Origin of the sequence: Microbispora sp. H10830 (assembly GCF_014161375.1) — a bacterium.
GTDB classification, from domain to species: domain Bacteria; phylum Actinomycetota; class Actinomycetes; order Streptosporangiales; family Streptosporangiaceae; genus Microbispora; species Microbispora catharanthi.
Genome location: NZ_JABBWX010000012.1, coordinates 164675 through 180512 on the forward strand (window position 1 = coordinate 164675; position 15838 = coordinate 180512).

The following is a 15838-nucleotide window of genomic DNA, read 5'->3' on the forward strand; positions in this document are numbered from 1 at the left end:
ATGGATTTCGATGACCGAGCGCAACTCGACACCTCGCAGGTCGAGGACGTCGGCGGTGGGGGCGGGTTCCGCGGCGGAGGTCTGGCCATCGGCGGCGGAGCCGCCGGCATCATCGCCCTCATCGTGGCCCTGATCTTCGGGGTCAACCCCGGCAACATCACCGGCGGCGGCGACGAGCCCGCCGGCCTGCAGCCGACCAGCGACCTGAGCGCGCAGTGCAAGACCGGCGCCGACGCCGACCAGTCGGAGAAGTGCCGGGTCGTGGGCGTCGTCAACAGCATCCAGAAGTACTGGGGCGAGCAGATCCAGGGGTACACGGGCGCGAAGACCACGCTGTTCTCCGGCGGGGTGCAGACCGGCTGCGGCGCCGCGGACTCCTCCGTCGGTCCCTTCTACTGCCCCAACGACAAGCACGTCTACCTGGACCTGTCGTTCTTCGACGAGCTGCAGTCGCGGTTCGGGGCCAAGGGCGGCCCGTTCGCCCAGGCGTACGTGATCGCCCACGAGTACGGCCACCACGCGCAGGACCTGCTCGGCACCATGAACCGCGTCGGCCAGGACCAGGGCGCGGAGAGCGGCTCGGTGCGGCTCGAACTTCAGGCCGACTGCTACGCGGGCGTGTGGGCCAAGAACGCGGTGGACACCGGCTTCTACGCCAAGCCGTTCACCGACGCCGACATCCAGGAGGCGCTCGACGCCGCCGCCGCGGTCGGCGACGACCACATCCAGGAGCAGGCCCAGGGCAGGGTCAACCCGGACGCGTTCACCCACGGCACCTCCGCCCAGCGGCAGAAGTGGTTCACGAACGGCTACTCGTCGGGCGACCCGGCACGCTGCGACACCTTCTCAGGGAGCGTCTGAGACCCCCGGCGGAGCCTCGGGCGCGAACCTTTGCGTCGTCTCCTAAACTACATACCGTGATCTTTAAGTTGGTCGGTGACGGACGGCCCTATCCCGAGCACGGACTGTCGTCCCGCGAGTGGGCGCAGATCCCGCCCCGGCAGGTCCGGCTCGACACACTGATCACCACGAAGGCGGTGCTGGACCTGCACTCGTTGCTCGCCAAAGACTCGACCTTCTACGGCGACCTGTTCCCGCACGTGGTGCAGTGGAAGGGCGAGCTGTACCTGGAGGACGGCCTGCATCGCGCCCTGCGCGCCGCCCTCCACCAGCGCTCGGTGCTGCACGCCCGCGTGCTGGAGCTGCAGGACTAGACGCTCTCCGGCGATGCTCGCCGCCTATGCCGGGCCGACCGGCATCCGGGTGGCGGCGGGCGGCGGCCGGCCGGCACCCGGGTGGCGAACGCGCTCTGACCGGCCGTGCCGGGCCGATGCCTCCGGACGCTGGACGCTGGACGCGAAAAGAGCCGCCGACCCCTGTGATCAGGATCGGCGGCTCTTGCGTCGAGCGGTGGAGGTGGGATTTGAACCCACGGTAGGTTGCCCTACACACGCTTTCGAGGCGTGCGCCCTCGGCCACTAGGCGACTCCACCGCGCAGCAGCTTACCGGACGAACACCACTGCGCGTGCATCCGTTTTCTTCCGCCCGCCGAGTCAGGCGCGGCGGCCCGAGAAGAACTCGGTCAGCACGGCCGCGCACTCACCGGCCAGCACGCCCATGACCACCTCGGGCCGGTGGTTGAGCCGACGGTCCCGCAGGACGTCCCACAGCGATCCGGCGGCCCCGGCCTTCTCGTCCACCGCGCCGTACACGACGCGGTCCACCCGGGAGAGGACCGCGGCGCCGGCGCACATCGTGCAGGGTTCCAACGTTACGACGAGCGTGCAGCCCGTCAGCCGCCAGTCGCCGATCCGCGCCGCCGCGGCGCGCAGGGCGAGCACCTCGGCGTGGGCCGTGGGGTCGGCGCTCGCCTCACGGTCGTTGCCCGCCGCCGCCAGCACCCTTCCCGGCCCAGGCGAGCCGGGCGGCGACACTCCGGATTCGGGCGGGCCGAGTACGACGGCGCCGACCGGCACCTCGCCGCGTCCGCCCGCCCGGACGGCCTCCGCCAGCGCCAGCCGCATGGCGGCCTCGTACGTGTCCGGCGGCGAGCCGGTCACCGCAGGCGGTCGAGCTCGTCGGCGAAGCCGAGCCGTTCGGCGATGAGGGAGAGGATGTCGGCGGGCAGCACACCCTCCTCCATGCTGAGCTCCACGAGCTCCTCCGCGCTCAGCGAGAAGTCGCCGAGCAGCTCCAGGTCGCCGACCGGACGGATGCCGAGGTCGGGCGCGTCCTTGTCCACGACGACGCCGGCCAGCTCGGCGAAGATCTCGCCCAGGGGGTCGTTCTGCACGGCGTGCGCGTCGGAGATGAACACGCGGGGGTCGAGATCGTCCTCATAGCGGATGATCGCGAACCACTCGTCCTCGACCTCCACGCACAGCAGCGCGAGCTCGTCGCCGCTGAGCCCGAGGGCCTCCTGCAGGGCGTCGCTCAGGTCGTCGGCGATCTCGGCCTCGCCGAGGTCGACCTCGGCGCCGGCCCAGCGGCCGTCGATGCGGGCGAAACCGGCGGAGAAAAGGTTGGATCTGGAGGGCATTGCCGTCTCCCCAGGTCAGCCGATGGCGGCGTCGACGGCGCGTTCGAATGGCTGGGAGAAACCCAGCCGCGCGGCGATGCTGGACAGGACCTCGTCGGGCAGCAGATCGAGGTCGCCGGACAGCGCGCCCAGCTCCATCTCGTCGAGCCCCAGGTCGGCGAAGATGGACAGGTCCCCGGCGGGAAGCACGCTGTCGAGCTCCTCCTCCTCGGGCACCGGCACGTCGAGGTATTCGAGGACCTGCTGCGCCAGCGGCCACTCCCAGGCGGCCGTGATGTCCGAGAGGAAGACGTCCACCTGCTCGCCGAAGACCCGTAACGCCACGAAGAAGTCATCCCCTACGGCGACCATGCCAATCGTGGTTCCCATGCTGGGGGTCTGGCGGAGGGCGTGAATGAGTCCGTCCAGGTCGGAGGTCAGCGCCACCGGGAGCATCTCCGCCTCCCAGCGGTCCTCCTCGCGATAGACGACGATGGCGAAGTCAAGAGTGTCCACGTCTGTCATCGTCTTCCCCACCGCACGGTCTTCACGCAGGCAATGGTCGCAGAATCGGAGTCGTACCGTACGGTGCTCACTCCAAATCGTGATCAAAGACTCAGCCGACGTCGAGGGTTTGCCCAGGAGACGGTAACTTCTCTTCCCATGGAGACCCTCGTCGTCGACCACCCGCTCGTCGCCCACAAGCTCACCACTCTCCGCGACGTGCGGACCGACTCGCCGACGTTCCGCCGCCTGGCCGACGAGCTGGTCACGCTGCTCGCCTACGAGGCCACCAGGGACGTCCGGGTCACCGACGTGACGGTCGACACGCCGCTCGCCCCCGCCCACGGCGTACGGCTGGCGCGCCCCGTGCCGCTCGTGGTGCCGATCCTGCGCGCGGGGCTGGGGATGCTCGACGGGATGACCCGGCTCCTGCCGACCGCCGAGGTGGGATTCCTCGGAATGATCCGCGACGAGTCCACGCTCAAGGCCCAGACCTACGCCACGCGGCTGCCGGAGGACCTGTCCGGCCGCCAGTGCTACGTGCTCGACCCGATGCTCGCCACGGGCGGGACCCTCGCCGCGGCGATCCACTTCCTGTTCGACCGCGGCGCCCGGGACGTCACCGCGATCTGCCTGCTGGCCGCGCCCGAGGGCATCGCGTACCTGGATGAGGCGTTCCGCGGTGGCGACCGGCCGATCCGGGTGGTGACGGCCGCCCTCGACGAACGGCTGAACGAGAACGGCTACATCGTGCCCGGCCTCGGCGACGCCGGCGACCGCCTGTACGGCGTCGTCTGATCTCCCCCGCCGTCCGATTGCCCCGGCTTGATTTCCCGGGGTCTGATTTCCCGGGGGTCTGATTTCCCTTCCTTTCCGCGCGGTCCGTCCGCATCTCGCCTCTGGTTACACTGCGCGCCCAGTAGGGTACGCAGTGTGATGACGACGTCACCTCGCGCTCTCGCGAGCGGCGCGCCACCAGGGAGAGCGATGATCCAGCATCCGGCCGGCGAGCACTACGAACAGCTCGAGGCCCTGCTCAGGGACGAGTTCGCGGGGGTGCATCCTCCCGCGACGGTGACCCGGTGCGTTCAGGCCGCCCACCACGGCGCCATCGAGGTCACCGGACACGCGCACCCCGCACTGGTCGAGCGCATCGCCCGCAAGCATCTGCGGGTCCTGGCGACCGCCGCGGCGGAGCGGGGCTGACCGTCGTCACGATCATGAAACCCGTTGGCGGTTAGCCGCTTTACCAAACGGGGCGTCTGGGTAATGTATTGGTCATGGGAGTGGTGACGGCGTTGCAGGCGAAGAAAGTCATCAAGTGGACGCTCATCGTGTCGGCGGGCTTCTACCTGCTCACGAGACCGACTGACGCGGCCCACACGGTCCACGGGGCCTTTACCGGAATCGTCAGCGCGGCCGACTCGATGGCGCAGTTCTTCGCCACCCTGACATGAGACTTGTGACCCACGGGGACTCGGCCCCGTCGTCGGTCAACCGTTACCTCCTCCCCCACGAACACCAAGTCATCATGGTCCGGCGCCATCCCGCCGTCCTCCTGCGCCCGGTCGCCGAGATCTTCGGTGGGCTCATCCTCGCCGGAATCCTCAGCAAGTTCCTGAGCGACAACGGTGCGAGCCAGGCCCTCGCCCTCGTCTGGTGGGCCTGGCTCCTCCTGCTGGTTCGATTCGTCTGGAAGGTCGCGGAGTGGTCGGTCGACTACTTCGTGGTCACCTCCCAGCGCATGCTCCTCACCACCGGCCTCATCACGCGCAAGGTCGCGATGATGCCCCTGAGCAAGGTCACCGACATGAGCTTCCAACGCTCGCTCCTCGGCCGCATGCTCGGCTATGGCGAGTTCGTGATGGAGTCGGCCGGCCAGGATCAGGCCCTGCGCACCGTCCCCCACATCCCCTATCCGGAGACCTTGTACCTCGAGGTCTGCCAGATGATCTTCCCCAGCAAGGACGGGGACGACGACTGACCGACGGTCACCCGTCCGATATCTCGACACCGTGATCGAACCTTCATCGTCGTGATTCTTGACGGAGGGTTACACGATTCGGTCGCTTCGTGCCATTATGGCGACACTATTGACCCTTCCCCCGCCCTGAGAGACCAGATGCCGAGTCAGGGAACCATCGGCGACCGCGTCCGCGGATTGCGGTTGAGCAGGCGCATGTCACAGGCCCAGTTGGCCGGACCCGACCTGTCCGACAGTTACGTCTCACTCATTGAGTCCGGAAAGCGGACGCCTACACCGGTGGTCGCCCGGCTGCTCGCCGAGCGGCTCGGTTGCACCACCGAGTTCCTGCTCCACGGGATAGAACCCCGGCAGCGCATCGACACCGAGCTCGGCTTGCGACATGCCGAGCTCGAGCTGTATCACGGCGATCCCGCCGTGGCGGCCGACCGCTTCGGCGAGATCGTCAAGGCGGCGGGTGAGGACAACGCGATGCTGGCCGCCCACGCGCGCCTCGGTGTGGCGCGGGCGCTGGAGGCCCAGGGTCGCGTCGGCCGGGCCGTCGAGGCGTACGAGCGGCTGCGCCGCGAGGCCTCCGCGCATCCCGAGCGCCTCGCCGACCTGCCGCTGACGGTCGCGCTGTGCCGCTGCTACCAGCGGGCCGGCGACCGGCTGCGGGCGCGCGACCTCGGCGCCCACGCGCTCGGCCAGATCGACCGGCTCGGCGTGATCGAGGGCCAGCTGGCCGTCGAGCTGGCGCTCGCGCTGGTGGAGGCCGAGACCGGCCTGCCGTACGTCGAGCGGGTGCTGTCGACCGCGGGCCCGGCGCGCGCGAGCGACCGCAGCGCGGAGATCCTCGCGTTGTGGCAGGCCAGCGTCACGGCGGCCGAAGGCGAGGACTCGGCGCTGGCCGTGCAGCTCGCCGAGGACGCCCTCGCGGCCGGCCGTCCGGCCCGGATCGCCGTGCGCCGCGCCCGCATCGCGATGCACTGGGCTCAGATCACCGCGGCGAATCCCGAAGGCGCGGATTTGGACCGAGCCAATGATCTCGCGGAGTCCGCGGCGGACGTCTTCGCGCGGTTCCCGGCCGAGCGGCAGGAGCACGCGCGGAGCCTCGTGGTGCTGAGTTTCGTACGGTTCCGGACCGGAGACGCGGAATCCGCAGCCGAACTCGCCGGTCAGGCACTGGATCTATTGGACAGCGCCAAGGGGACCACCGCGGCGACCGCGAACATGGTCTTGGCCGAGATCGCGTTGGCACGGTCCGAAGATCCGGCTGTCACGCTCGACCGGGCGCACGACCTGCTGGACGGCGAGGCGCCCGACCGGGAGACCGCCCGGGCCTGGCGCATGCTCGGCGACCTGTGGGGCCAGGCCGGTGCCCTCGACCGGCAGTCAGGGGCATATCGTAGAGCCCTGGAAGCGGTCGGAATCCGCGTGAACATACCGGGCTCCATGACCACGACGGTGCTCGCTCGATAGCCTCCTGGGGCTCCGGACTTGTTCTGGAGGCTCTGGAATAATGAGGGTCTACCACTCATTCCATCATCGGATGATTGGCAACCCAAAGGAGGCTGACGTGAGCCTGCGGACGGCGCAGCGGGCGTCTCTCGTGGACCAGGTGATCGACCAGCTCAAGGAGCAGATCACCTCCGGCTCCTGGCAGATGAATGCCAAGATTCCCACCGAGACGGTGCTCGCCGAGCACCTCGGAGTCGGCAGGAACACGGTCCGTGAGGCGGTCCGCGCGCTGACCCACGCCGGGCTGCTGGAGTGTCGCCAGGGCGACGGCACGTACGTGCGGGCCACCAGCGAGCTGTCGGGTGCGATGGCCAGGCGGCTGCGCGCGGCCGAGCAGCTGGAGATCCTGGAGGTCCGGCGCGCCCTGGAGGTCGAGGCGGCCCGCCTCGCGGCGACGCGGCGGACCGACGAGGACGTCGCGTCGGTCGAGGCCGCGCTGGCCGCGCGCGAGAAGGCGTGGTCGGACGGCGACCCCGAGGCGTTCGTCGAGGCCGACCTCGCCTTCCACGTGGCGGTCGTCGAGGCCACGCACAACAGGGTGCTGATCGACCTCTATGTCGACTTCTCCGCGGCGCTGCGGGCGAGCATCGCGGCGGCCGGCGGCTCCCTGGAGCAGAACTACATCCCCCACGACGCGATCGTGCGCGCGATCGCCGCCGGTGACGCCACCGCGGCCGAGCGGGCCGGTCACGCGTGCATGGAGCACATCCTCATCGCCCTCACCGACTCCGCCACCCTCACCTCCTGAGCCCCCGCCCGGCGGGTCCGTACGAACGGCACCCGCGGGGCCCCATCAGGTGAGCATGGTCAGGCGAGGCCGGTCGAACGAGCACGGCTCAGCCGAGCCGCAGGGACATGACGAGGTAGCGGAAGCCGGGGTCCTCGCCCTCGTCGCTGATCAGCGCGGGACGGGTCGGCGAGTCCATGTGGATGCGCGCCCGCCCGGTCTCGACCCCCGCCAGCCCGTCGAGCAGGAAGTGGGGCTGGAAGGCGATCTGGATGTCCGGCCCCTCCAGCTCGGCGTCGACGACCTCCGTGCCCCTGCCGATGTCACCGCCCCCGGCCTGGATCAGCACCTGTCCCTGGGAGAACGACAGCCGGACCGCGGCGTTGCGCTCGGCGACCAGCACGACGCGCTTGACGGCCTCAACGAACGGTCCCACCTCCACGTCCGCGTGGATCGTCCACTGCGCGGTCAGCCGGGACCGGTAGTCGATGAACTGGTCGTCCAGCAGTCGCACGGTCGTCGTGCGCCCCTGACTCTCGAAGCCCGCCACGTTGTCGCCCAGGCCGATCGCCACCTCACCACCGCGCAGCGATCGGGCCACCTCGACCAGCACCCGCGCCGGCACGACCACGCCGTGCCCCACGTCCTGCCGCTCGGGATGCCACAGGAACTCGGCGGCGGCGATGCGGTAGCGGTCGGTGGCGGCCATCGACATCCGCACGCCCTCGATGTCCACGCGGATGCCCGTCAGCATGGGGAGCGTGTCGTCGCGGCTCGCGGCGGCGGCCACCTGCCCGACCGCGGTGGCGAAGGCGCCCCCGCCCACGGCGCCGACCTTCGGCGGCATCTGCGGCATCGCGGGGAAGTCCTCGTCCGGCATCGTGATCAGCCCGAACTCCGTGCTGCCGCAGGTGAGCACCGCCTCCGAGCCGCTTCTGACGATCTCGACGGGCCGGGCCGGCAGGCTCCGGGTGATCTCGGCCAGGACCTTCCCGGGGATCAGCACCCGCCCCGGCTCGGCGACGTCGGCCTCGACGTCGGCGCGGGCCGAGACGTCGTAGTCGAAGGCGGACACCCGCAGGTCGTCTCCCGCCTCCAACAGCAGGCCCGCGAGAACGGGCACGGCGGGCCGGGCGGGCAGCACCCGGGCCGCCCACGCCACCGCGTCGGCCAGAACGTCGCGGTTAACCTGGAATTTCATCCCGACCTCCTGCTGTGCCACGACTCGCTCCAAAGTAGCGCCCGGCACCGACATTCCCGGCCGGCCCTACTTGCTGTTGAGGAAGGCGAGCACGGCGAGGACGCGCCGGTTGTCGTCGTCGGAGGGCGCCAGGCCGAGCTTGGTGAAGATGCTCGCCGTGTGCTTGCCCACTGCGCTGTCGCTGAGGAACAGCCGTTGCCCGATCGCGGCGTTCGACCTGCCCTCGGCCATCAGTTCCAGCACCTCGCGCTCCCGGGGGGTGAGGCGGCCGAGCGGTTCGTTGCGCGCGTTGCTCGCCAGGAGCCGGGCGATCACCTCGGGGTCCATGGCCGTCCCGCCGGCCGCGACCCGGCGTACGGCGTCCACGAACTGCTCGCCGTTGAACACCCGGTCCTTCAGCAGGTAGCCCACGCCGCCGGACCCGTCGGCCAGCAACTCCCTGGCGTACAGCTGCTCGACGTGCTGGGAGAGCACGAGGACCGGCAGGCCGGGCACCTGCCGCCGCGCGGCCAGGGCGGCCTGCAGCCCCTCGTCGGTGAAGGTCGGCGGGAGCCGCACGTCCACGACGGCCACGTCGGGACGCTCGCCGACCAGGGCGGCGAGCAGCTCCGGGCCGGACTCGACCGCCGCGACCACCTCGAAGCCGTGCGCGCGCAGGAGGGCGACCAGGCCCTCCCGCAGCAGGTGCAGGTCCTCCGCCAGCACTACCCGCACGTGCCGCCCTCCGCTTCCCTGGTCCGCACCGTCGTCGCCAGCGCGACGGCCAGCAGACCGCCGCCGAGCAGCATCATGCCCACGATGACCGGCCACTGGAAGGGCCCGGGCACGTACAGGCCGAGGAACCAGGACTTCACCGGCGACCCCACCAGCTTGAGCACCATCGCGACCAGCCCCTGGGGGAACAGCGCGATCGGCCACAGTCCCCAGCAGAGGCGGCCGAAGTAACGCCACGGGGTCATCGGCGCCGGCCGCACCCGGAACGCCCGGGGCAGTTCGATGACGGCCGTGGTCGGGCCGCCCACCGGGCTGTTCACCGCGAGGACGCCGTCGAACGCCCCGAGCCTGCGCTCGATGCCGCGCAGACCGGTGCCCTGCTCGGGGTCCGCGCCGCCGTGACCGTCGTCGGTCACCGTCACGCGCAGCGCCGGCCCCTGCGTGCTCACGTCCACCCACGCCTCGGTCGCGTCGCCGTGCCGGGCGGCGTTGGCCAGCAGCTCGCTGACCGCGAAGTACGCCGCCGACTCCAGAGGGGCGGTGGCGCGCTCGGGCAGGTCGACCGTGACGTGGGTGCGCAGCGGGCTGTCCAGGGCGAGGGCGCGTACGGCGTCGCCGAGGCCGCGCTCGGCCAGCACCGGGGGATGGATGCCGCGCACCAGTCGCCGTATCTCCTGCAACGCGGTCGCCGAGGCCTCCCTCGCCTTGCCGAGCAGCGCCCGGGCGGCCTGCGGGTCGTCTTCCAGCAGTTGCTCGGCCGCGCCGATCGTCATGCCGATCGCCACCAGGCGGGCCTGGGCGCCGTCGTGGAGGTCGCGCTCGATCCGGCGCAGCTCCGCCGCCTGGGAGTCGACGGCCTCGGTGCGGGCGGCGTCCAGGCGGCTGACCCGCCGGGCCAGCCTGGCCTTCTCGGTGGGCCCCAGCAGCGCGGCCGCGACCTGGCCGTGGAGGCGCACGGCCCACGGCGCGTACCAGCGCACGCCGATCACCGCGAGCAGGATCCAGACCGCGCCCATCACCGGGTTGCCTCCGGCCGCCCACGCGACGCCGTACGCGGTCGCGAGCAGCGGCGCGGCGACCACGAGCCCGTTCGTCAGCGGCGCGGCGAGCAGGTAGGCGAGGTCGCGCCAGGTGGCCGGGTCCTTCGTCATCCAGTTCCACCGCTGGTTGAAGGCCGGAATCGTCGGCCGCTTGTACAGCGTGCGGCCGTCGCGGTACCACCCGTCGGACTGGGGCACCGGCGGAGGCGGCGCGGGCCGGTACGGCTCGTCCACGGGTATGCCCGACCATCGGGCGGTCAGCCCGCGTTGCAGCCGGGTCACGGCCCGCGCGAGCCGTACGGCCGAGGGGAAGACCACTACCAGGCCCACCAGGAAGGTGAGCAGCACCGCCGCGAGCACCACCAGGCCGACGGCCAGGCCCAGCAGGGCGAGGCCGGCGAGGGCGGCGCTCCGGGCCAGGGCGGTGAACGTCGGGCGAGCTGAGGTCATGGGTCCAGTCTGGAGGGCGACACCGGGCCGGCACAGTGGCCCGATCCGCCCGATGGGGGTGGAGGAAAGTGCACCCCCATCGGGTCCGCAGCCGCATTCTCCGCGGACCGTCCGATTCCTAGCGTCTTGGCCATGGCAATCATCACCGTGGACCACCTACGCAAGGCGTACGGAACGAAGGTGGCGGTCGAGGACGTGTCGTTCTCCGTGGAGGAGGGCGAGGTCTTCGGCATCGTGGGCCGCAACGGGGCGGGCAAGACGACGACGGTCGAGTGCGTCGCCGGGCTGCGCACGCCCACCGCGGGCACGGTCACCGTGGACGCGGACCTGAAAGAGCAGGTCGGCGTGCAGCTCCAGGAGTGCTCGCTGCCCGACAAGATCCGGGTCGGGGAGGCGCTGGCGCTCTACGCCTCGTTCTACTCCCGTCCGGCCGACTGGCGGGCCCTGGCCGTGGAGGCCGGGCTCGATCTCCGCGCGCCCTTCGGCAAGCTGTCGGGCGGTCAGCGCCAGCGGCTGTCGGTCGCGCTCGCGCTGGTCGGAAGCCCGCGTGTCGCGATACTCGACGAGCTCACCACCGGCCTCGATCCGCAGGCCCGCCGCGACACGTGGGACCTGGTCTCACGGATCAGGGAACGCGGCGTGACCGTGCTGCTGGTGACCCACTTCATGGAGGAGGTGGAGCGCCTGTGCGACCGGGTCGCGGTCATCTCCCGGGGGCGGGTGCGGGCGGTGGACACCCCCGCCGGGCTGGTCGCCCGCGCCGGCGGCGAGCAGCGCCTGATCTTCCACACCGACGATCCCGTCGACGGTCTGCGGGCGCTGCCCGAGGTGGCGTCCGTCACCAGGGACGGCGGGGAAGTCACCGTCACCGGCACCGGCGACCTGCTGAGCGCCGTCGCCGCCGTGCTGCCCCCGTCGCGCACGCGGGGCCTGCGGATGGAGCGGACCACCCTCGACGACGCGTTCCTCGTTCTCACCGGCAAGGAGGAGTCATGACGAAAGCCTTCGGAAAACTCGCGGCCGTGGAGGCCCGGCTCTTCCTCCGCGAGCCGATGGCGGTGTTCTTCGCGATCGTGCTGCCGGTGGGATTGCTGCTGGGGCTCGGCACGACGATCCCCGGCTTCCGCGACGCGGATCCGTCGCTGGGCGGGCAGCGGTTCGTGGACGCGCCCTTCACGGCGATGATGGTGCTGCTGTCGGTCGTGACGCTCGGGCTCAGCGTGCTGCCGGGCAGCCTGGTGATCTACCGGGAACGCGGCGTGCTGCGGCGGCTGTCCACCACGCCGGTGCGGCCGGGCGCGCTGCTGGCGGCCCAACTGGTGATCAACGTGGTCGTGTCCGTGGTCGCCACCACGCTGACGCTGGTGCTGGGTCGCCTGGTCCTCGGGGTGCCGTTCCCCGGCTCGCCCTGGACGTTCGCCGTGGTCTTCGTCCTCGGTTCGCTCACCATGCTCGCCATCGGCCTGTTGCTGGCCGCCGTGGCGCCGAACGCCCGCGTCGTCCAGGGAGTGGGCTCGGCTCTCATGTTCCCCCTGCTGTTCCTCGCCGGGATGTGGCTGCCCCGGCCGCTCATGCCCGAAATCCTGCGCCGGATCAGCGACTTCACGCCCACGGGCGCCTTCGGGCAGGGACTGATGGACGCCCTGGGCGGGCACGCGCCCCAGCCGCTCCACCTCGCCGTGCTGGCGGGCTGGGCGCTGGCCGCCGGTCTCGCCGCGGCCCGGCTGTTCCGCTGGGAGTAGCCGATGCGGCCCTGGCGGCCCGGCGCCTACCTCAGGGGTAATCGCCGGGCCGATCGGCGACCGGATAGCGTCCAGGGCGTGACCGTCGCAACGCTCTATCAGCGGCCGTTCGGGGAGCTCCTGCGCCAGTGGCGCGAGCACCGGCGGATGAGCCAGCTCGAACTGTCCAACCGCGCCGAGATCTCCACCCGGCACATCAGCTTCCTGGAGACCGGCCGGGCCACGCCGAGCCGGGACATGGTGCTCCACCTCTCCGAGCACCTCGACCTGCCCCTCCGCGAGCGCAACCACCTGCTGCTGGCCGCGGGATACGCCCCCGTCTACACCGAGTCGCCGCTCGACTCGCCGGGGATGGCGGCGGTGTGCGAGGCGATCCGGCGGCTGTTGTCGGCCCACGACCCCTACCCGGCCGTGGTGGTGGACCGGGTCTGGAACCTCGTCGACGCCAACGAGGGCATCGCGCTGCTGGCCGAGGGTGTGGACCCCGACCTGCTGAGCAACGTGCTGCGGGCGAGCCTGCACCCTGAAGGGCTCGCTCCGCACATCCTGAACCTGGGCGAGTGGCGGGCGCACCTGCTCGGACGGCTGCGCCGGCAGATCACGCTCACCGCCGACCCGCAGCTCACCGAGCTGTACGCCGAGCTGCGCGACTACCCCTGCGACCAGCCGGAACCCGAGGTGGAGCTGCCCGGCCCCGGGGACATCCTCGTGCCGCTCCGGGTGCGGCGGGCCGGGCGGGAGCTGTCGTTCTTCAGCATCGTGGCGACCTTCGGCACCCCGCTCGACATCACGGTCTCCGAGCTGGCCATCGAGTCGTTCTATCCGGCCGATCCCGCGACGGCCGCCTTCCTGCGCGACACCTCATCGTGATCATCCGGCGTCCGTGCGGCGATCCGGTCCTGCCACAATCCCCTTTAAGCACGATCAGGGGAGGCCGGGTGCCCGCACGGGTGCTGACCAATACGTTCCACGTGGACGCCGCGCCGGAGAAGGTGTTCGAGCACCTCACGACGCCGGAGAGTTACATCGGCCTGTCACCGCTCGTGGTCGCCGTGCGGGACGTCGACCGGTCCGAGCCGGGGGTGGTGCGTTACACCTCCATCGAGCGGTTCCGCTTCCTCGGCCTGAAGTACGACAACCCCATCGCCGTCACGCTGCTGACCGAGGGACTGTCCGTACGGGGACAGGTGCGCAGCCCCGGCGGCGTCCGGATGGGCTACCGCTTCGACCTGTCCCCCGAGGCCGGCGGCACGCGGGTGGACGACCGGCTGGACCTGAGCGCACCGTGGCTCGTGATGGGATTCGCGGCGGGCCAGGCGCGGAAGGTGCAGCTCGCCAGGGCCCGGATCCTCGCCGAACGACTGTCCGGGCGGTCTACGCGCGGTTCGTGAACGACTCCAGCGACTCGGCGTGCGTCGCGGTCGCGAGCGCCGGGTCGAGGGTGGCGAGCTCGCGGGCCGGCGCGGCCTCGGCGGTGACCTCGGCACACCGGATTCGGTCGAGCCGGAAGCCGCGCCCGGCCTCCCGGATCCGGCAGTGGCCGTGTTCGCCGTCCTGACCGCCGCTCGCGCGCGTGAGAAGCTGGAGCTCCCACCATCCGCCCGGAGGTATCACATGCTCGTGCTGGCGCACGTCAGCGACATCCACATCGACGGAAGCGAGCGGAACACCTCGCGCGCCGCCCGCGCGCTCACCTACGCACGGGCGCTGCGGCCCGACGCGATCGTGCTCACCGGCGACCTGGCGGACCACGGCGCGATGGAGGAGTACGAGACCGTCCGCGAGCTGATCGCCGGCGACGACGTGCCACTCGTGCTGTGCCCGGGCAACCACGACGCGCGCGGCAACCTCCGCAAGGTCCTGCTGGAGCAGGACGGCGACCACCCGGTCAACCAGGCGCTCAACCTCGACCACGCGACGATCGCGCTGTGCGACTCCAGCATCCCCGGCCGGTCCGAGGGCGCGCTGGACGACGACACCCTGGCCTGGCTCGACTCCGTGCTCGCCGCCACGCCCGGCGTCCCCGCCTTCGTCGGCATGCACCACCCTCCCGTCGCGCTCGGCATCCCCTACGTGGACGGCATCCGGCTCGGGCGGCCGGAGGGGCTGGCGGAGGTCCTGGGCCGCCACCCGCACGCCATCGCGGTGCTTGCCGGGCACGCCCACACGGGGGCGTCGACGACGTTCGCCGGGCTGCCGCTGCTGGTCGCGCCGGGAGTGGTCAGCACCGCGCTGCTGCCGTCCGAGACCTCGGCGCATCCCCCGGTCGACTACGACCTGCCGCCGGCCATCGCCCTGCACGTGCTCGACGACGGCCGGGTCACCACCCACTACCGCCCCGTGCCCTAGCCAGGTGCCCCCGGCCAGGCACGACGCAAATCCACGGCGCTTCCACCTGCGGCACCAACGCACGTGGCGCGTTACACGGGGTCGGGATCGTCGGCGCCGCACAAGCGCATCACCGAGGCCCGGAAATGCCTGGCCGCCCCCCGTGCGTCCGAGCGGCCGGCGCGGATGTGACGGTCGGCGGCGTGGCCGAGCGCGATCGTCGCCGCGACCAACCAGCCGGTGTCCAGATCGGTCGCGAACTCGCCGCTGTCGCGGCCGCGACGGATCAGGCTCTCCAAGCTCTGCTCGACCAGCAGGTGATGTGACTCGTCTTCCTCCTGGGTGGCATCGCCATGACCGACTGCCGCCTGCTCGGTCAGCAGTGTTCCGGCTGCGGTGAGAAAACGGCCGAGAGCTTCGGTGGCGGTACCCGCCTCGAGATCAGCGGCGTCCAGCACGGCGAACGCACGGCGGCTCAGCTCGTCACGCACCGCCGAGAGGAGCGCCTCGCGGGTCCCGAAGTGCACATACGCGGTCTGCCGCGTCACACCGGCCATCGATGCGATCTCCGCCATGCTCGCCTCCGGGTTCTGGGCGAGAACCCGGATTGCCGCCGACACCAGCGCGTCACGGTTGCGGGCGACCTCCACCCGCTGACGCCGCCGCCTTATATCTGACACGGTTGACAATCATAACGACAATACTAATGCTGACAACCATGTCAGAGATAACTGAGAGGGCGGCACGCCGCCTTCTGATCGACTACACCCGCGACATGGCCCTTTCCGACGAAGACCCCGAGCGGATCGTGGACCGCACCATGACCGCCGACGCGGTCTGGATAACCGACGGCACAACGCTCACCCGCGACCAACTGGTCGGCCATGCGGCCCCGGCACGCAAGAACGTCACCTCCATCGAGATGCGAATCGACGACCTCTTCGTCAGCGGCCACGAGTTCGCCGCACGCTGCCGCCTCACAACGGAGCACCGCAAGCGCGGACACGTGGCTATCGACTGGATCCTGATCGGCGACGTCGCCGACGACGGCCGGGTGCGACGCGTCCACCAGCTCGGTCGCACCGCCTAGTGCTCCGTCGAGCCGGGAGCGCGGCTCGTCCTGCTGTGC

General features: G+C 71.1%; 22 protein-coding genes and 1 tRNA gene. 14 read left to right on the top strand and 9 right to left on the bottom strand.

Features of this window, described 5'->3' with window-relative positions; genetic code table 11:
- Entirely contained in the window at positions 1-861 is an 861-nt protein-coding gene (locus HHX35_RS28340) for a neutral zinc metallopeptidase (RefSeq protein WP_139575512.1), read from the top strand.
- A 56-nt stretch (positions 862-917) separates the two neighbouring features.
- Positions 918-1214, top strand: a complete 297-nt coding sequence (locus HHX35_RS28345; protein WP_079320148.1) for a type II toxin-antitoxin system VapB family antitoxin — start codon at positions 918-920, stop codon at positions 1212-1214.
- 194 nt (positions 1215-1408) lie between these two features.
- Here HHX35_RS28345 and HHX35_RS28350 read toward each other — a convergent pair.
- From HHX35_RS28350 to HHX35_RS28365, 4 genes are all read right to left on the bottom strand, one after another.
- Positions 1409-1493, bottom strand: a tRNA-Ser gene (locus tag HHX35_RS28350).
- Positions 1494-1554: 61 nt separating this feature from the next.
- Positions 1555-2025 (bottom strand): nucleoside deaminase, encoded by a 471-nt coding sequence (locus tag HHX35_RS28355; RefSeq protein WP_182901896.1) that lies wholly within the window; start codon positions 2023-2025, stop codon positions 1555-1557.
- Positions 2026-2057: 32 nt separating this feature from the next.
- Positions 2058-2540 (bottom strand): tRNA adenosine deaminase-associated protein, encoded by a 483-nt coding sequence (locus HHX35_RS28360; RefSeq protein ID WP_182901750.1) that lies wholly within the window; start codon positions 2538-2540, stop codon positions 2058-2060.
- A gap of 15 nt (positions 2541-2555) precedes the next feature.
- On the bottom strand, positions 2556-3044 hold the full coding sequence (locus HHX35_RS28365; RefSeq protein ID WP_030508646.1) for a tRNA adenosine deaminase-associated protein: 489 nt from the start codon (positions 3042-3044) through the stop codon (positions 2556-2558).
- A gap of 138 nt (positions 3045-3182) precedes the next feature.
- Between HHX35_RS28365 and upp the strand changes: the two genes are divergently transcribed.
- The 6 genes from upp to HHX35_RS28395 all read left to right on the top strand — a co-directional run bounded on the left by upp (position 3183) and on the right by HHX35_RS28395 (position 7255).
- A complete protein-coding gene (gene upp, locus HHX35_RS28370; RefSeq protein ID WP_182901751.1) occupies positions 3183-3821 on the top strand; it encodes a uracil phosphoribosyltransferase in 639 nt (212 codons plus the stop codon).
- A gap of 189 nt (positions 3822-4010) precedes the next feature.
- Positions 4011-4229, top strand: coding sequence for a hypothetical protein (locus HHX35_RS28375; RefSeq protein WP_079314255.1), 219 nt, complete (start codon positions 4011-4013; stop codon positions 4227-4229).
- 74 nt (positions 4230-4303) lie between these two features.
- Complete coding sequence (locus HHX35_RS28380; protein ID WP_161628024.1) at positions 4304-4480, top strand: hypothetical protein; 177 nt, start codon at positions 4304-4306, stop codon at positions 4478-4480.
- Positions 4477-5007 carry a PH domain-containing protein gene (locus tag HHX35_RS28385; protein WP_139575509.1) on the top strand — a complete coding sequence of 177 codons (531 nt, stop codon included), beginning with the start codon at positions 4477-4479 and terminating at the stop codon, positions 5005-5007. The genes HHX35_RS28380 and HHX35_RS28385 overlap by 4 nt, the downstream gene beginning before the upstream one ends.
- Positions 5008-5145: 138 nt before the next feature.
- Complete coding sequence (locus HHX35_RS28390) at positions 5146-6468, top strand: helix-turn-helix transcriptional regulator (RefSeq protein ID WP_182901752.1); 1323 nt, start codon at positions 5146-5148, stop codon at positions 6466-6468.
- 97 nt (positions 6469-6565) lie between these two features.
- Positions 6566-7255, top strand: a complete 690-nt coding sequence (locus HHX35_RS28395; RefSeq protein ID WP_182901753.1) for a FadR/GntR family transcriptional regulator — start codon at positions 6566-6568, stop codon at positions 7253-7255.
- Between the two features lie 88 nt (positions 7256-7343).
- On the opposite strand, the gene dnaN is transcribed toward HHX35_RS28395, so the two are convergent.
- From dnaN to HHX35_RS28410, 3 genes are all read right to left on the bottom strand, one after another.
- A complete protein-coding gene (dnaN, locus tag HHX35_RS28400; protein ID WP_182901754.1) occupies positions 7344-8435 on the bottom strand; it encodes a DNA polymerase III subunit beta in 1092 nt (363 codons plus the stop codon).
- A 66-nt stretch (positions 8436-8501) separates the two neighbouring features.
- Positions 8502-9149 carry a response regulator transcription factor gene (locus HHX35_RS28405; RefSeq protein WP_079314250.1) on the bottom strand — a complete coding sequence of 216 codons (648 nt, stop codon included), beginning with the start codon at positions 9147-9149 and terminating at the stop codon, positions 8502-8504.
- Positions 9140-10639, bottom strand: coding sequence for a sensor histidine kinase (locus tag HHX35_RS28410; protein ID WP_182901755.1), 1500 nt, complete (start codon positions 10637-10639; stop codon positions 9140-9142). Before HHX35_RS28410 ends, HHX35_RS28405 begins: the two co-directional genes overlap by 10 nt.
- 132 nt (positions 10640-10771) lie before the next feature.
- Here HHX35_RS28410 and HHX35_RS28415 point away from each other — a divergent pair, with 132 nt between their 5' ends.
- The 4 genes from HHX35_RS28415 (at position 10772) to HHX35_RS28430 (ending at position 13772) form a co-directional block, all read left to right on the top strand.
- A complete protein-coding gene (locus HHX35_RS28415; RefSeq protein WP_182901756.1) occupies positions 10772-11635 on the top strand; it encodes an ABC transporter ATP-binding protein in 864 nt (287 codons plus the stop codon).
- Entirely contained in the window at positions 11632-12381 is a 750-nt protein-coding gene (locus tag HHX35_RS28420) for an ABC transporter permease (protein WP_182901757.1), read from the top strand. The genes HHX35_RS28415 and HHX35_RS28420 overlap by 4 nt, the downstream gene beginning before the upstream one ends.
- A 78-nt stretch (positions 12382-12459) precedes the next feature.
- Positions 12460-13251: a helix-turn-helix domain-containing protein gene (locus tag HHX35_RS28425; protein ID WP_240809024.1), complete on the top strand. Its 792-nt coding sequence runs from the start codon at positions 12460-12462 to the stop codon at positions 13249-13251.
- Between the two features lie 68 nt (positions 13252-13319).
- A complete protein-coding gene (locus tag HHX35_RS28430) occupies positions 13320-13772 on the top strand; it encodes an SRPBCC family protein (RefSeq protein WP_182901759.1) in 453 nt (150 codons plus the stop codon).
- On the opposite strand, the gene HHX35_RS28435 is transcribed toward HHX35_RS28430, so the two are convergent.
- Complete coding sequence (locus HHX35_RS28435) at positions 13756-14013, bottom strand: hypothetical protein (RefSeq protein WP_182901760.1); 258 nt, start codon at positions 14011-14013, stop codon at positions 13756-13758. The genes HHX35_RS28430 and HHX35_RS28435 overlap by 17 nt on opposite strands.
- Between HHX35_RS28435 and HHX35_RS28440 the strand changes: the two genes are divergently transcribed.
- Positions 13996-14730 (top strand): metallophosphoesterase, encoded by a 735-nt coding sequence (locus tag HHX35_RS28440; protein WP_182901761.1) that lies wholly within the window; start codon positions 13996-13998, stop codon positions 14728-14730. The genes HHX35_RS28435 and HHX35_RS28440 overlap by 18 nt on opposite strands.
- A 71-nt stretch (positions 14731-14801) precedes the next feature.
- On the opposite strand, the gene HHX35_RS28445 is transcribed toward HHX35_RS28440, so the two are convergent.
- On the bottom strand, positions 14802-15359 hold the full coding sequence (locus tag HHX35_RS28445; RefSeq protein WP_182901762.1) for a TetR/AcrR family transcriptional regulator: 558 nt from the start codon (positions 15357-15359) through the stop codon (positions 14802-14804).
- Positions 15360-15427: 68 nt separating this feature from the next.
- Between HHX35_RS28445 and HHX35_RS28450 the strand changes: the two genes are divergently transcribed.
- Positions 15428-15799, top strand: coding sequence for a nuclear transport factor 2 family protein (locus HHX35_RS28450; RefSeq protein ID WP_182901763.1), 372 nt, complete (start codon positions 15428-15430; stop codon positions 15797-15799).
- Positions 15800-15838 lie beyond the last annotated feature (39 nt).

Coding starts and splice junctions, on each gene's coding strand:
- HHX35_RS28340 (WP_139575512.1), top strand. CDS start 1: ATGGATTTCGATGACCGAGCGCAACTCGACACCTCGCAGGTCGAGGAC.
- HHX35_RS28355 (WP_182901896.1), bottom strand. CDS start 2,025: ATGCGGCTGGCGCTGGCGGAGGCCGTCCGGGCGGGCGGACGCGGCGAG.
- HHX35_RS28360 (WP_182901750.1), bottom strand. CDS start 2,540: ATGCCCTCCAGATCCAACCTTTTCTCCGCCGGTTTCGCCCGCATCGAC.
- HHX35_RS28365 (WP_030508646.1), bottom strand. CDS start 3,044: ATGACAGACGTGGACACTCTTGACTTCGCCATCGTCGTCTATCGCGAG.
- upp (WP_182901751.1), top strand. CDS start 3,183: ATGGAGACCCTCGTCGTCGACCACCCGCTCGTCGCCCACAAGCTCACC.
- HHX35_RS28375 (WP_079314255.1), top strand. CDS start 4,011: ATGATCCAGCATCCGGCCGGCGAGCACTACGAACAGCTCGAGGCCCTG.
- HHX35_RS28380 (WP_161628024.1), top strand. CDS start 4,304: ATGGGAGTGGTGACGGCGTTGCAGGCGAAGAAAGTCATCAAGTGGACG.
- HHX35_RS28385 (WP_139575509.1), top strand. CDS start 4,477: ATGAGACTTGTGACCCACGGGGACTCGGCCCCGTCGTCGGTCAACCGT.
- HHX35_RS28390 (WP_182901752.1), top strand. CDS start 5,146: ATGCCGAGTCAGGGAACCATCGGCGACCGCGTCCGCGGATTGCGGTTG.
- dnaN (WP_182901754.1), bottom strand. CDS start 8,435: ATGAAATTCCAGGTTAACCGCGACGTTCTGGCCGACGCGGTGGCGTGG.
- HHX35_RS28410 (WP_182901755.1), bottom strand. CDS start 10,639: ATGACCTCAGCTCGCCCGACGTTCACCGCCCTGGCCCGGAGCGCCGCC.
- HHX35_RS28415 (WP_182901756.1), top strand. CDS start 10,772: ATGGCAATCATCACCGTGGACCACCTACGCAAGGCGTACGGAACGAAG.
- HHX35_RS28420 (WP_182901757.1), top strand. CDS start 11,632: ATGACGAAAGCCTTCGGAAAACTCGCGGCCGTGGAGGCCCGGCTCTTC.
- HHX35_RS28440 (WP_182901761.1), top strand. CDS start 13,996: ATGCTCGTGCTGGCGCACGTCAGCGACATCCACATCGACGGAAGCGAG.
- HHX35_RS28450 (WP_182901763.1), top strand. CDS start 15,428: ATGTCAGAGATAACTGAGAGGGCGGCACGCCGCCTTCTGATCGACTAC.